Source organism: Aeromicrobium sp. CTD01-1L150, assembly GCF_041951745.1.
Classification (GTDB): domain Bacteria; phylum Actinomycetota; class Actinomycetes; order Propionibacteriales; family Nocardioidaceae; genus Aeromicrobium.
In genome coordinates this window covers 4,041,513-4,055,142 of the sequence record NZ_CP169555.1, presented here as the reverse complement: position 1 = coordinate 4,055,142, position 13,630 = coordinate 4,041,513, and the positions used below count along the sequence as shown (strand labels likewise).

Annotated in this window: 14 protein-coding genes; 9 read left to right on the top strand and 5 right to left on the bottom strand. The window is 68.8% G+C overall.

All coding sequences use genetic code 11. The annotated features are described in order from the left end of the window. Positions 1-110: 110 nt before the first annotated feature. The 8 genes from rpmH (at position 111) to ACEVFP_RS20000 (ending at position 4,949) form a co-directional block, all read left to right on the top strand. Positions 111-248, top strand: coding sequence for a 50S ribosomal protein L34 (rpmH, locus tag ACEVFP_RS20035; RefSeq protein WP_375001289.1), 138 nt, complete (start codon positions 111-113; stop codon positions 246-248). Between the two features lie 25 nt (positions 249-273). Then, the gene (gene rnpA, locus ACEVFP_RS20030; protein ID WP_375001288.1) at positions 274-600 is read left to right on the top strand and encodes a ribonuclease P protein component; all 327 of its coding nucleotides are present in this window, start codon (positions 274-276) and stop codon (positions 598-600) included. Next, the gene (gene yidD, locus ACEVFP_RS20025) at positions 597-875 is read left to right on the top strand and encodes a membrane protein insertion efficiency factor YidD (protein ID WP_375001287.1); all 279 of its coding nucleotides are present in this window, start codon (positions 597-599) and stop codon (positions 873-875) included. Before rnpA ends, yidD begins: the two co-directional genes overlap by 4 nt. Beyond that, positions 872-1,927 carry a membrane protein insertase YidC gene (gene yidC, locus ACEVFP_RS20020; RefSeq protein ID WP_375001286.1) on the top strand — a complete coding sequence of 352 codons (1,056 nt, stop codon included), beginning with the start codon at positions 872-874 and terminating at the stop codon, positions 1,925-1,927. Before yidD ends, yidC begins: the two co-directional genes overlap by 4 nt. Then, positions 1,924-2,391 (top strand): protein jag, encoded by a 468-nt coding sequence (locus ACEVFP_RS20015; protein ID WP_375001285.1) that lies wholly within the window; start codon positions 1,924-1,926, stop codon positions 2,389-2,391. Before yidC ends, ACEVFP_RS20015 begins: the two co-directional genes overlap by 4 nt. A gap of 29 nt (positions 2,392-2,420) precedes the next feature. Then, positions 2,421-3,011, top strand: a complete 591-nt coding sequence (rsmG, locus tag ACEVFP_RS20010; RefSeq protein ID WP_375001284.1) for a 16S rRNA (guanine(527)-N(7))-methyltransferase RsmG — start codon at positions 2,421-2,423, stop codon at positions 3,009-3,011. Positions 3,012-3,093: 82 nt separating this feature from the next. Next, a complete protein-coding gene (locus ACEVFP_RS20005; RefSeq protein ID WP_375001283.1) occupies positions 3,094-4,041 on the top strand; it encodes a ParA family protein in 948 nt (315 codons plus the stop codon). Beyond that, positions 4,041-4,949 carry a ParB/RepB/Spo0J family partition protein gene (locus ACEVFP_RS20000; RefSeq protein WP_375001282.1) on the top strand — a complete coding sequence of 303 codons (909 nt, stop codon included), beginning with the start codon at positions 4,041-4,043 and terminating at the stop codon, positions 4,947-4,949. The genes ACEVFP_RS20005 and ACEVFP_RS20000 overlap by 1 nt, the downstream gene beginning before the upstream one ends. Positions 4,950-5,123: 174 nt before the next feature. Here the strand turns inward: ACEVFP_RS20000 and trxA are convergent, their stop codons facing one another. From trxA to ACEVFP_RS19975, 5 genes are all read right to left on the bottom strand, one after another. Beyond that, the gene (trxA, locus tag ACEVFP_RS19995) at positions 5,124-5,447 is read right to left on the bottom strand and encodes a thioredoxin (protein ID WP_375001281.1); all 324 of its coding nucleotides are present in this window, start codon (positions 5,445-5,447) and stop codon (positions 5,124-5,126) included. A gap of 38 nt (positions 5,448-5,485) precedes the next feature. After that, positions 5,486-6,460, bottom strand: coding sequence for a thioredoxin-disulfide reductase (trxB, locus tag ACEVFP_RS19990; protein ID WP_375001280.1), 975 nt, complete (start codon positions 6,458-6,460; stop codon positions 5,486-5,488). Between the two features lie 149 nt (positions 6,461-6,609). After that, entirely contained in the window at positions 6,610-8,187 is a 1,578-nt protein-coding gene (locus ACEVFP_RS19985; protein ID WP_375001279.1) for a protein kinase, read from the bottom strand. Between the two features lie 122 nt (positions 8,188-8,309). Then, positions 8,310-9,938 (bottom strand): murein biosynthesis integral membrane protein MurJ, encoded by a 1,629-nt coding sequence (gene murJ / locus ACEVFP_RS19980; RefSeq protein WP_375001278.1) that lies wholly within the window; start codon positions 9,936-9,938, stop codon positions 8,310-8,312. Continuing rightward, positions 9,931-11,991: a DUF6049 family protein gene (locus ACEVFP_RS19975; protein WP_375001277.1), complete on the bottom strand. Its 2,061-nt coding sequence runs from the start codon at positions 11,989-11,991 to the stop codon at positions 9,931-9,933. The genes murJ and ACEVFP_RS19975 overlap by 8 nt, the downstream gene beginning before the upstream one ends. Positions 11,992-12,083: 92 nt before the next feature. Here ACEVFP_RS19975 and ACEVFP_RS19970 point away from each other — a divergent pair, with 92 nt between their 5' ends. Beyond that, on the top strand, positions 12,084-13,571 hold the full coding sequence (locus ACEVFP_RS19970) for a CCA tRNA nucleotidyltransferase (RefSeq protein ID WP_375001276.1): 1,488 nt from the start codon (positions 12,084-12,086) through the stop codon (positions 13,569-13,571). The last annotated feature ends 59 nt before the right edge of the window (positions 13,572-13,630 follow it).

The following is a 13,630-nucleotide window of genomic DNA, read 5'->3' as shown; positions in this document are numbered from 1 at the left end:
GTGCTCCAGAGTTTGTCCACAGGAGCATCGGCGTCCGGTGGCGGTGGTGTCCGCGGCCCCCAGTACTCCGCACGGAGCCCCTGCCGTGCCCCACGTGTGAGGACCTAACAGTGAGCAAGCGGACCTTCCAGCCGAACAACCGTCGTCGCAGCAAGAAGCACGGCTTCCGACTGCGCATGCGCACCCGCGCGGGCCGATCCATCCTGGCCTCGCGGCGGCGCAAGGGCCGCTCCAAGCTGTCTGCCTGAGTCCTTGCTCGGGCGCGGTCACCGCATGCGCGATGGGCAGGACTTCACGTCCACGGTCCGCCGTGGGCGCAAGGTGGCCCAGCCGTTGCTCGTGGCCCATGTGGTCCCCGGATCCGGCGCAGACGTCGACCGGCCGACCTCCGTCGGTTTCGTGGTCTCCAAGGCCGTGGGGCCAGCGGTCACACGCAACCGGGTCAAGCGTCGCCTGCGCCACGCCATGCGTGATCGCCTGACGGCCGTGCCGAGCGGGTCACGGGTCGTGGTGCGGGCACTGCCGGCAGCAGCCGGTGCGGACTTCGGTGAGCTGAGCGATCAGCTGGACGCCGCCCTTCACCGAGCAGGTGCGCGGTGAAGTACCTGCTCATCGGCCTGCTGAAGGTCTACCGGTTCGCAATCAGCCCGATGTACGGGCAGGTCTGTCGCTACCACCCGACCTGCTCGGCGTACGCCCTGCAGGCGGTGCAGACCCATGGTTCGGTCCGGGGCAGCTGGTTGGCTGTGCGCCGGCTCGCTCGATGTCATCCCTGGGCGGCGGGCGGACTCGACCCCGTACCCGGCACCTCGTCAGGATCCTCCCGCCGCGATGATGCGGACACGTCCACCCTCGCTCTCACAGGAGAGACATGATCGACTTCTTCAGCACACTCGGCGGATTCATCATGACGCCGTTGTACTACCTGGTCTCCGGGATCCTGATCGCGTGGCACGAGTTGTTCTCCCTCGTGCTGAACCCGGAGTCGGGCTGGTCGTGGGCGCTGTCCATCGTGTTCTTGACGGTGACCGTCCGTACGTTGCTGATCCCGTTGTTCGTGAAGCAGATCAAGAGCCAGCGCAACATGCAGATCCTGCAGCCGCAGATTCGTGAGCTGCAGAAGAAGTACGGACACGATCGTGAGCGGTTGACGCAGGAGCAGATGAAGCTGTGGAAGGAGACGGGTACCAACCCGTTCGCCTCCTGCATGCCGCTGATCCTGCAGATGCCGATCTTCTTCGCCCTGTTCAGGGTGCTGCAGCAGGCGGCCCTCAACGGTCGAGATGGTGCCAGGGGCTTTTTGAATCCCGACCAGGCGGAGATCCTGCAGGGTGCGATGCTGCTGGGTGGCCGGATCGCGGACACGTTCTTGAGTGCGACGCACGTCGAGACGCGGATCATGACGATGACGCTGGTCGTCATCATGTGTGCCACGCAGTTCTTCACCCAGCGTCAGCTGATGGCCAAGAACATGCCCAAGGAGGCCTTGGAGGGCCCCTTTGCCCAGCAGCAGAAGGTGCTGCTGTACGTCCTGCCGGTGGCGTTCGCCGTGGGCGGTGTCTTCTTCCCGCTCGGCGTCCTGATCTACTGGACGACCACGAACTTCTGGACGATGGGCCAGCAGTTCTACGTGATCCGCAACAACCCTGTGCCGGGCACGCCGGCCCACAAGGCCAAGCTGGAGCGTGATCGCAAGAAGGGCAAGCTCGTGGAGGAGGCTCCACCGGAGCCCACGGAAGCCCCGGCAGCTCAGCGCAACCAGCAGAAGAAGCTGACGCGCGAGCAGCGTCGCAAGCAGGCCGCTCAGGCCCGTCAGGCGCAAAGTGGCGGCAAGAGCAACACGCAGAAGAACTCTGGTGGCAAGCCTTCGGGCGAGAGGCGCCCCAATCCCAACAGCAAGAAGAAGAATGGAAGGAAGGGTTCGTGACAGACGCATCGAAGCTGGAGGCCGAGGGCGACGTCGCGGCTGACTTCCTGGAAGAGCTGCTCGACATCGCCGATCTCGATGGTGACATCGACATGGATGTCGACGGAGATCGCGCCGCCGTCTCGATCGTTGGCGGGGACCTCGAGCACCTGGTCGGCCGTGATGGTGAGGTGCTGGAGGCTCTGCAGGAGCTGACTCGCCTGGCGGTGTATCGGGAGATCGGTGATCGCAGTCGTCTGATGCTGGATGTCGGGGGCCACCGCGAGCGCCGTCGTGCCGCCCTGATCGAGATTGCCCGGGAGGCGATCGAGAAGGCACGTGCTGATCACCAGCCCATCGCCCTCGACCCGATGTCTCCGTTCGAGCGCAAGGTCGTGCACGACGCGGTGGCCGAGGCAGGGCTGCGCAGCGAGTCCGAAGGCGCGGACCGACAGCGCCACGTGGTCATCGTTCCGACGTCCTGATCGTGAGCGTTTCACGTGAAACGCCACCCATGAGTGCGGTGGAGGCCTTCGGTGACCGGCTGGGCGCTGTCCAGCAGTTCGCGGATCTGCTCGCTGGCGACGGAGTGGAGCGCGGTCTCATCGGGCCACGGGAGGTCCCGCGACTCTGGGACCGCCATCTGACCAACTGTGGGGTGGTCCTGCCGCGGGTCCCCCACGCCGCCACGGTGGCCGACGTCGGGACGGGTGCAGGCCTACCCGGTCTGGTCTGGGCCATCGGGCGTCCCGATCTGCAGGTGACGCTCATCGAACCACTCCTGCGCCGGACATCGTTCTTGCAGGAAGTCATCGATACCCTGGAGCTGGCCAACGTCACGGTCCTGAGGGCCCGAGCCGAGGATGTCCAGGAGACCTACCAGGTGGTGACTGCGCGCGCGGTGGCACCGATGGCAAAGCTGGCGCGCTGGTGCATGCCGCTGGTGGAACCTGGTGGAGTGCTGCTGGCACTGAAGGGGAAATCGGCGCATGAGGAAGTCGATGCCGCCCGCCGGAGCCTCGGCAGGCTTGGCGCCAAGGACGTTCGCGTACGCACGTACGGTGACCTGGAGATTCCGACGACCGTGGTGGAAGTGTCCACGTGAGCATCTGTGATGCGGATGTTTCACGGGAAACACCTCGGCTGATCGTAGCCCTGTCGGTTTCACGTGGAACGATGGAGGGACCATGACGTCCAACCCACCGCCCGCCGCAAGCTTTGCTGATCAGGGCAGTACGGGCGACATCACGACGCCCTTGGCCTCGGAGGCACGTGACCACGTCGAGCTGGCCCGACGCGTGGAGTCCACACCGGAGCTCGAGCACCCCACGGGCACCCGGACCTTCGTGGTGGCCAACCAGAAGGGCGGAGTCGGCAAGACCACGACCACCGTGAACATTGCAGCCGCCTTGGCGACCAAGGGGCAACGCGTGCTCGTCGTGGACCTGGACCCCCAGGGGAACGCTTCCACGGCACTGGCGATCCCACATAGTGAGGGCACGCCGGGAGCGTACGAAGCACTCGTGGACGGCACCGATCTCGACGAGCTGGTACGTCCGTGCCCGGACATCGCCGGGCTCACCGTGCTGCCCGCATCGATCGATCTCGCCGGTGCGGAGATCGAGCTGGTCTCGCTGGTGGCCCGCGAGACTCGTCTGGACAAGGCGCTGCAGAGCTACTTGGTCGAGTGTGCCGACGCGGGGGACCGGATCGACTACGTGCTCATCGACTGCCCGCCGTCGCTCGGACTGTTGACCATCAATGCGCTCGTCGCCGCACGAGAGGTCCTCATCCCGATCCAGTGCGAGTACTACGCCCTGGAAGGGCTGGGTCAGCTGGTGCGCAACATCGACCTCGTGCGTTCCCACCTGAACCCCAGGCTGGAGATCTCGACCATCCTGCTGACCATGTACGACGCCCGCACCCGCCTGTCCGCCGGCGTCGCCGACGAGGTGCGCGCCTACTTCGGGGACAAGGTGCTCAAGACGGCAGTTCCGCGGTCGGTGCGGATCTCGGAGGCGCCGAGCTACCAGCAGAGTGTCCTCACCTACGACCCGAGCTCGTCGGGTTCCCTGTCCTACCTCGAGGCGGCGCGAGAGATCGGCCAGGCCGCCGAGCACCGGAAGGAAGTCTGATGGCAGCACGACGTGGACTCGGCCGTGGCCTGGAGTCCCTCATCCCGTCCACTCCGGCGGAAGCTGAGGAGAGCGGTCTGCAGGAGGTCGAGGGCGCAACGTTCGCCGACCTGCCCGTCTCGGCCATCCGGCCCAATCCGCGCCAGCCACGTTCGGTGTTCGACGAGCAGGACATGGATGAGCTCGTGCATTCCATCCGCGAGGTGGGACTGCTGCAGCCGATCGTGGTGCGCAAGGTCGGCGATGGGGACGCTGCCTCCTACGAGCTCATCATGGGTGAGCGTCGGTGGCGGGCCACCCAGCAGGCTGGGCTGGAGACCATCGGTGCCATCGTGCGTAACACCAGCGACGATGACCTCTTGCGCGATGCTCTCCTGGAGAACCTGCACCGCTCGGAGCTGAACCCGCTCGAGGAGGCCTCCGCGTACCAGCAGCTCCTCGAGGACTTCGGGTGCACCCAGGAGGAGCTGGCCGACCGGATCGGGCGGTCGCGCCCGCAGGTCACCAACACGCTGCGCCTCATGAAGCTCTCACCGGCGGTGCAGCGCCGGGTGGCCGCCGGTGTGCTGTCTGCAGGCCATGCCCGCGCGCTCCTGACGGTGAACAACCCCGAGGTCCAGGACCGGCTGGCCGGCCGCGTCGTCGCCGAGGGGATCTCGGTGCGTGCACTGGAGGAGATCGTGAAGTTCGGTGACAATGACACCGAGCAGACCTCCCGCTCGCGCACGTCCAGCCGCAGCGTCACGGCGCCGCGCCTGGCCGACCTGGCGAGCCGGCTCTCCGAGCGGTATGACACCCGGGTCAAGGTGGACCTCGGTAAGTCCAAGGGCAAGATCACGGTGGAGTTCGCGACCCTCGATGATCTTGAGCGGATCGTCGAGATCATGGATCCCAAGAAGGCCGACTGATCTATATATCCTTTTGTCGACAAGGATACAAATAGAGACTTTCGGGCGAATGACGAAGGCCCCGGCTCGTGGCCGGGGCCTTCGTCATGTGATGGTGTTGGTCGCGGGGCTCAGAGGTCTTGATACAGAGCGACCGACCCGCCTGCCCCGCTCGGTCGCTGCGCGACCTCAGGGTCAGGCGTACTCCGAGAGCTCGCCGACGATGGCGGACTTGGGGCGAACGCCGACGATCGACTTCACGACCTCGCCCTTGTAGTAGAGGTTGATCGTCGGCAGGCCGGTCACCCGGTACTGGGCCGGTGTGACGGGGTTGGCGTCGGCGTCCATCTTGACGACCGTCAGCGCCTCGCCCTTCTCATCGGCGATCTCCTGCAGGATGGGGGCGAGCTGACGGCACGGGCCGCACCAGCTGGCCCAGAAGTCGACGAGCACTGGGCCGTCGGCCTGCAGGACTTTCTCCTCGAAGTCCGCATCGGTGACGGCGGCGATCTCTGCCATGGGATTCTCCTCGTGGTCGGGGCTGGGGTCCTACGGGGTCACTGGGTGAGTGCCTCTTCGGGCGCCGGCTGACCGGCGGCGTCCAAGGAGGCAAGGTAGCGCTCGGCGTCCAAGGAGGCCGAGCATCCGGTGCCGGCGGCGGTGATCGCCTGGCGGTAGGTGTGGTCGACAAGGTCACCCGAGGCGAACACGCCCGGGAGGTTGGTGGCGGTGGATCCGGGCTGCACCAGCACGTAGCCCTCGTCGTCCAGCTCCACCTGGCCCTTGAGCAGCTCGGAGCGGGGGTCGTGGCCGATCGCGATGAACAGACCGGTCGCGGCCAGCTGCCGAGTCTCACCGGTGACGGTGTCACGCAACGTGAGGCCCTCCAGCTGCTGGTCACCGTGGATGCCGACGACCTCGGAGTTCCACGCGAACTCGATCTTGTCGTTGGCGAAGGCACGGTCCTGCATGATCTTGGAGGCCCGCAGCGAGTCGCGGCGGTGCACGAGAGTCACCTTGCTGGCGAACCGAGTGAGGAAGGTGGCCTCCTCGACGGCGGAGTCACCTCCGCCGACCACGACGATGTTCTGCTCGCGGAAGAAGAAGCCGTCGCACGTCGCGCACCAGCTGACGCCGTGACCGGAGAGCCGGTCCTCGCCCTCGACCTCGAGCTTGCGGTAGCCGGACCCGGTGGCCAGCACGACCGCCTTGGCGGAGTACGTCGAACCGTCGGCCAGGCTCACCGTCTTGACGTCACCGGTGAGATCGACGGCCACGACGTCGTCGGAGACGAGCTCGGCACCGAACCGCTCAGCCTGCGCACGGAACTTGTCCATGAGCTCCGGACCCATGATCCCGTCAGGGAAGCCGGGGTAGTTCTCGACGTCGGTGGTGTTCATCAACGCGCCGCCGGCGGTCACCGATCCCTCGAAGACGAGCGGGAACAGGTTGGCGCGCGCCGCGTAGACCGCAGCGGTGTACCCGGCGGGGCCGGAGCCGATGATGATGAGGTTGCGGACGTCGTCGCTCATGGAAGGGTGCCTTCGTCAGGGGATGCTTTCGTGCTCAACGCAGTCTAGGCGCCGGGCATTCCCGGTGTTGTTTGCCGCCCGTGGCCCGGCGCCCCCGCAGTGTTGTTTGCCGCCCGCGGCCCGGCACCCCCGCCCGGGGCGGCGGCGCGTCAGCGCACGCCGCGCACCGAGACCTCACGGATCTCTCCGCGGTACTCGCCGTCGTCGATCTGCGGGAGTCTCTGCAGCCAGACCACGACCTGTCTGGTGATGATGTCGTCGGGAAAGCTCACCGTGATGTCGGCGCCCGCGTCCTCGATCGTGGCGACCCGGCGGAGCCCTTCGAGCGAGTTGGGCAGGTCCGAGGCCGCCGTGGCCGCGAAGATCGTCACGTCCGTACCGTCACCGGCCAGCGCCACCCGGACCGACTCGACCTCACGAGGTGCGCCGAGGTCGAGGATCAACCCCACGCCGTCCTTGAGCCCGCCCAGGGTCGCCTGGTTGTAGTAGGTCGACGTCTGCCAGCCGGTGGTGGGATCGCCGTCGAGCACGTTGCCGACCTGGTCGGGGTTCTCCTCGCGGTCCTGCCCCTGCGGGTCGAAGTCCAGCACCTCCTGCACCGGCAGCGTCCCGACCACCGCGGAGGTAGGGGTGGGCGCCGGATCGGCGACGGGGTCGGCGCTGTCGGAGCCGAAGGCCAGGAAACCGAGGAACGTCAGCAGAGCGATGACGCCGACCACGCCCAGCAGCACCAGGCCGCGGTCCCCCTGGGTGGCTCGGACAGCGCGGGCCTTGCCGCGCTCGAACGGCGTGGGCGGTGCGGGCTCGTACGCCTTGGGGCGACGTCGGGGAGGTTCCAGCCCGGGTGGAGGGCCCACCGGTTCGACGACCGGGTCCAGCCGCAGGAGGTCCGGTGAGGAGATCTCGGCGAGGTTCGGCGGCGCGTGGACCTCGTCGATGTCCTCACCGATGAGGTGCAGCTCGTGGGCGATGTCGGAGGCCGTGCGCAAGGGGCGCCGGTGGCCCTGCGGCGGGTCACCGAGGATGCGGTCACAGACCATGTCGACCTCGCGGGAGACGCCTGCTCGCACCTGGCGCGGCCGCAGGAGACGACCGTGCTCGGTGGGTGCGGCGCGCAGCTGGTCCACGTGGGCGCCGGGCCAGCGGGCGACGAGGCAGGCGTACAGGAGCTTGCCGAGCGCCGTGACGTCCCGCTGCTCGTAGATGTGCAGGTCGTCGATCGTGTCCTGGTGACCGACGGGGGCCAGCGCCGTGGCGACGCCCAGCCCGACCACCCGGACCCCGCCGGACTCCTTCAGCAGCACCTGGTGCGGGGTGAGACGGCGGTGGTACACGCCACGTTCGTGGGCATGGGCGAGGGCCTCGGCCACCTCCGCCACCACGTGCGCGGAACGCCGGTTGGGCATGGGTGACTGCGCGAGCACCTGGTCCAGCGAGATCGCGCGGGCCCACTCGCGCACCACGATGTGGTGGCCGTGGTCGTCGTCGACGAGATCGAGGACGCGCAGGAAGCGTGGGTCCGACACGCTGGTGGACTGGCGCGCGGCGTCCAGGAAGTGATCGGCGCGGGCGTCGTCGCTGGCGATCATCTCCAGCCCGACGTTGCGCGACAGGACCCGGTCGTGGGCGCGCCACGTCGTGGCTCCGAGGCGCTCGGTGACGAGGTCCTGCAGGACGTAGCGGTCATCGAGAACGTCGCCAGAGACCAACGCCCGTCTCTCGGTCATGTCCACCCTTCTACACCCAGTCTGGTATGCCCAGCCTGGGTCCATCGTAGGAGGCCGAGGGGCACGGCGAGGCCCTACGGTGCAGACGAGACGGTGCAGGCGCCGAACCGACGGTCTCAGGGCTAGCCGCGGCGCAAGACCGAGGTGACGACGTAGCGCAGCTCCTGCAGCCGTAGCGCGACGGCGGTACCGATGAACGCCAGGGCCCCCGCGGCTCCAGCGGTCAGCAGCGCCATCAGGGCGCCGCCGGGCTCGGCGACGTCGACACCGGCTCCGCCGAGCGCCCACACCCCGGCCAGCATGGTGCCAGCGGCGATGCCCACGGCCACCGTGAGCCGCGCCGCGAACCGCAGCATCTGCGCATCGACGATCGTGCCGATGGAGCGGGACAGGAAGAACGCCGAGAGGCCGGCACCGAGCAGGTAGGCGATGCCGTAGGCCAAGGCCAGCATCTGTGCCACCCGACCCGGCTCGACGAGCGAGGTGAGCACGACCGCCGCGACGATGTTGGTGCACGCGATGACCACCTGGATGAAGAACGGCGTGCGGGTGTCCTCGTTGGCGTAGAAGCCGCGCAGCATCACGAAGTGCAGGCAGAAGGCGATCATGGCCGGGGCGAACGCCGCCACCGTCCAGCCGATCACCTGGGTGTCGCCGCGCAGGTTGGGGACGAAGCCGAGCACCGTCGCGGCCGCCGGGCCGAGGCAGGCGACGGCGATGGCCAGGGGGGCGATGATGGTCAGGGCGATGCGCAGGGTACGACTGAGCTCCAGCGTCATCCGACGGTACTCACGGTCGGCCGCGAGCGTGGACAGCGTCGGGATGACGGCGGTGGCGATGGAGACGGTGATGACGCCGTGTGGCATCTGGCTGACCAGGAAGCCGATCTCGTAGACCGCGGTGCCGGCGGCCTGGACGCTGCTTGCCGCGCCCTCGGTCGTCCCGCGGTTGCCGAGCCGCTGGATGACGATGAATGCCACCTGGTTGGCGATGATGAAGCCGAGCGTCCAGGCACCGAGCCTCAGGGTGTGGCCGAGGCCCGAACCGCGGAAGTCGAAGCGCAGCCGGACCCGAAAGCCCGAGCGTCGCAGGAACGGCCACAGCACGACGGTCTGCGCCGCGATCGCGGCCGTCGAGCCGAGGCCGAGCAGGAGCGCCTGTGACGTCGAGAAGCCGTCGGTGCCGTTGGAGGCGCCGAAGACAACCAGGTAGAGGCCCAGGACGGCGCAGGAGACGGCGTTGTTGACCACCGGGGCCCACATCATGGGGCCGAAGTGCCGGCGCGCGTTGAGCACCTGACCGATGAGCACGAACGCGCCGTAGAAGAAGACCTGCGGCATGCACAGCAGCATCAGGAGCATCGCCGACTCGCGCTGCGCCTCGAACCCGGGCTCGAAGAGCCGGCTGGCAAAGACCACCCGCATGATCACCGGGATGAGCAGGGTCAGCAGGATGGTCGAGGCGAGGAGCGCGAGCAGGCCGAGGGTCAGGATGCGGTGGGCGTACGCATCGCCACCGTCCTCGTCGCGCTTCATGGCCCGCACGAGCTGGGGGACGAGCACGACGTTGAAGATGCCGCCCGCCACCAGGATGTACATCGCGTTGGGGATGGTGTTGGCGATGTTGAACAGGTCGGCGTTCAGTGCGGTGCCGATGGTGGCGGCCAGCAGCAGCAGCCGGCCGAACCCGGTGACACGCGAGACGATGGTTCCCAGGGCCATCCAGACGCTGGCGCGAGCGACGTCAGACATCGGCGTCTCCCGCCGCCGCGCGGCCACGGCGGGTGAAGAAGCGCCGGCCGAGGGCGCCGGCGGCAAAGAGGGCCGCGACACCCATCGCGACCCACACGGCCGCTCCGACGCGGCTGGAGCGGACGTTGAAGACTGCCGGCTCCCCGAACTCCGCACCCTCGGCCGACGTCATGGTGGCGGTGAAGGTCGAGGAGCTCTGGTCGCCGACGCTGGCGTTGACCGTGAGGGTTCGACGCTCTCCGGCGGCGATCTCCACCGGATCGACGTCGGGCACGTCCAGGCGCGGGTTGGTGGATGACAGGCGCAGCCCGATGCGCACCGTCTCGTCGGTCCCGTTGGTGACGGTGATCGGGAAGCTGCCCTCGGAGCTGGACAGGGTGACGGCGGGTGGGCCGTCCACCGTGATCGAGCCGAGGGTGCGTTCGGAGGTCCGAGCGAACTCGCGCGCCGCCTCGAGGCCCTCCTCGGGATGCTTGCGCCACGCGATGCTGACCAGGTCGGCCGCCCGTGCGGACTGGGCGTCCTGCACCCGGCCGGGCTCGGGGATCAGGTTGATGAGTGAGTCGGTGGTGGACAGGGCGTCGTCGACCTGCTCGACCTGGGCGGCGCCCACGGCGGCCGCTTCGGCGGTCTTCGGCAGCGCGCCGTCGTAGTCGGAACGGGGAGAGTTCATGAGCTCGTCCAGGTCGACGGGCTCGACGAAGTCGGCGTCGAGGCCGTCGCCGAGGTCGTCGGGGTTGGTGCCGGGGTCCCACGTCGGGTCCACGACGGCGATGGCGTCGGCCCGGGAGGTGGCGTCGTACTCCCGCTCCAGCGTGCTGAGTGCCGCTTCGGCGAGCAGTCGCTGGCGCAAGGTGGCGACGGTGAGTCCGCCGGGCACGCCGGCGTCGAGCCCGGAGTTGACCAGCAGTGGCACGGGGCCGTCGTCCCCGGGTCGGTTGACGATGCTGCCCAGTCGCGGCTCCCAGTCGGGCACGGTCGAACGGCTGAGGAGGACGGGCTGGTCACCTCCCTCACGCACCGCGCCGACGAGGTCCTCGGTGACGCCGTTGCTGGTGGGCCAGGTGACTCGGCGTCCGGACAGGCCGAACCGGTTGAGCGCCGTCGTCGTCGCTCTCGTGACAGCGTCGGTGATGGCCTCGGTCCCCGACTGCTCGATGGCGAGGACGTCGGGTCGGCCGTACCCGAGGATCCAGCAGGTGACGCGTCGCGACAGGTCCACGAGGTCGTCGCGCAGGGTGGCGGCGTCCTCGCGCTGCTCCTCCGTGAGCTCGACGTCCGGGGGCATCCGGTTGCCCTCGGCGATGTCGTCCAGTGCGACGAGCAGGGAGGGGTCGACGACGACGGTGAGTCCCTCGTCCTGGACCTGTTCGGCGAGGTCGAGCAGGTTGCGCAGCTGGCTTCCGGGCGCGGTGAGGTCTGCGAGGGTGGCCGGGTCGGCGTAGCCGCTCGAACCGCGGCGGTCCGGCATGACGAAGGGCACGACGACACCCGTGGGAGTCGTGGTGTCTCGGTCCACGGACGGCAGGAAGGTCGTCGCACGGCCGATGGCGGTCCCGGATCGAGAACCGTCCTCGGCGGTGCCCAGGATCTGCACGCCCACGGGGTAGACGCCCTCGGCCCCGGTGACGTTGAGACTCGAGTACGGCACGCGCACCCGGAACTCGGTGGTCGCTCCGGGCTCGAGTGTCCCGAGCTCGTCGATGGTGTCCAGCTCGACGCGACGCTCCCCGGTGTAGGAGGCCCCGCTCGCCACGGCGTCGGTGATCTGCTGGCGCGTGGTGAACGGGATCTGAGGTGCCACGAGGTAGGCCTGGGCGGACGTCCACTCCTGGTCGCCGGCGTTGGTGACCGTGCCGGCGAGGGTGACGGTGGCGCCGTCGGACAGCACCGTGGGGCTCAGCCCGGTGATGCGGACCGAGAGGTTGGCGTCCTGGCCGCCCTCTGCGTCCGCCGCCATCGCGGTCGCTGGTGTGAACGCCAGCAGCACGACGAGCGCCACGAGCGTCCGTACGCTCAGGGCTCGGCAGACACTGCCTGGGCGGGGGGACATCACCCGCACATCGTAGAGGGCCGGCATGGGGGTGCCGACCGCATGAGCAGGCGCGGCGAGGGTTGCGACACGACACCGTAGACTGCGTGCTCGTGTCCCAGCCTGATGCCACCGTTCTCGACGTCAGTGACCTGCTGGCCCGGCACCCCGTGCTGGCCGACCTCGGTCGCCTCTTCGAGCAGGCCGGTCATGAGCTCGCGCTGGTGGGCGGGCCCGTGCGCGACGCGCTGCTCGGGCGGGACGTCAGCGACCTCGATCTCACGACGTCGGCGCGGCCGGAGCAGGTCGAGCAGGTGGTGGCGTCCTGGGCCGATGCCGTGTGGGACGTCGGCCGGGAGTTCGGCACGATCGGCCTGCGCAAGGGTGATGAGACGGTCGAGATCACGACCTACCGCACCGATGCGTACGAGGTGTCGTCCCGCAAGCCGCAGGTGGCCTTCGGTGAGACCCTCGAGGCCGATCTTTCTCGACGTGACTTCACCGTGAACGCCTTGGCGGTGCGACTGCCGGGCGGCGAGTTCGTGGATGCCTTCGGGGGTGTCCCTGACCTGGCGGTGGGCCGGTTGCGCACCCCCGTCACGGCGGAGCAGTCTTTTGACGACGACCCGTTGCGCATGATGCGTGCCGCGCGGTTCGTGGCGCAGCTGGGGTTCACGGCCTCCGATGACGTCGTCGAGGCGATGACGGCGATGTCCGAACGGTTGTCGATCGTCTCGGCCGAGCGGGTGCGTGATGAGCTGGTCAAGCTGGTGGAGGGGCGCTACCCGGTGGTCGGCCTGCGGCTGATGGTGGAGACGGGTCTGGCCGAGCAGGTGCTGCCCGAGCTGCCGGCGCTGAGGCTGGAGCGCGATGAGCATCATCGCCACAAGGATGTCTACGAGCACTCGCTGACGGTGCTGGAGCAGGCCATCGACCTCGAGCATCGCCTCGGCCCCGGCGGGGGTGCCGGGCCGGGGGCGGCGGATGGACTCGGCGGGGGTGCCGGGCCGGGGGCGGCGCAGCCGGACTTCGTGGTGCGGTTCGCGGCGCTGATGCATGACGTCGGCAAGCCGCGCACGCGTCGGTTCCAGGACGACGGCACGGTGACCTTCCACCACCATGACGTCGTGGGCGCCAAGATGACGCGCAAGCGGATGCGTGCGCTGCGGTTCAGCAACGACGTGACCGATGCGGTCGCCCTGCTGGTGGAGCTGCACCTGAGGTTCCACGGCTACGGCTCGGGCGAGTGGACGGACTCGGCGGTGCGTCGCTACGTACGCGACGCCGGTGACGAGCTGGAGCGGCTGCACATCCTGACGCGGGCGGACTGCACGACGCGCAACCAGCGCAAGGCGGCACGGCTGCAGCGCACCTACGACGACCTCGAGCGCCGGATCGCCGAGCTGTCCGAGGCCGAGGAGCTGGCTGCCATCCGGCCAGACCTGGACGGCAACCAGATCATGGAGGTCCTGGGCATCGGCCCGGGCCGTGAGGTGGGCGAGGCGTACCGCTTCCTGCTGGAGCTGCGCATGGACCGTGGGCCGCTGGACGAGGCCGCCGCCGTGGAGGCCCTGCGCGCCTGGTGGGCGGCCCGCGGCTGAGCCGGGCGGACCGTCCTCCTGACTCCCATGAACTCATGGGAATCAGGTGACTCCCCGGG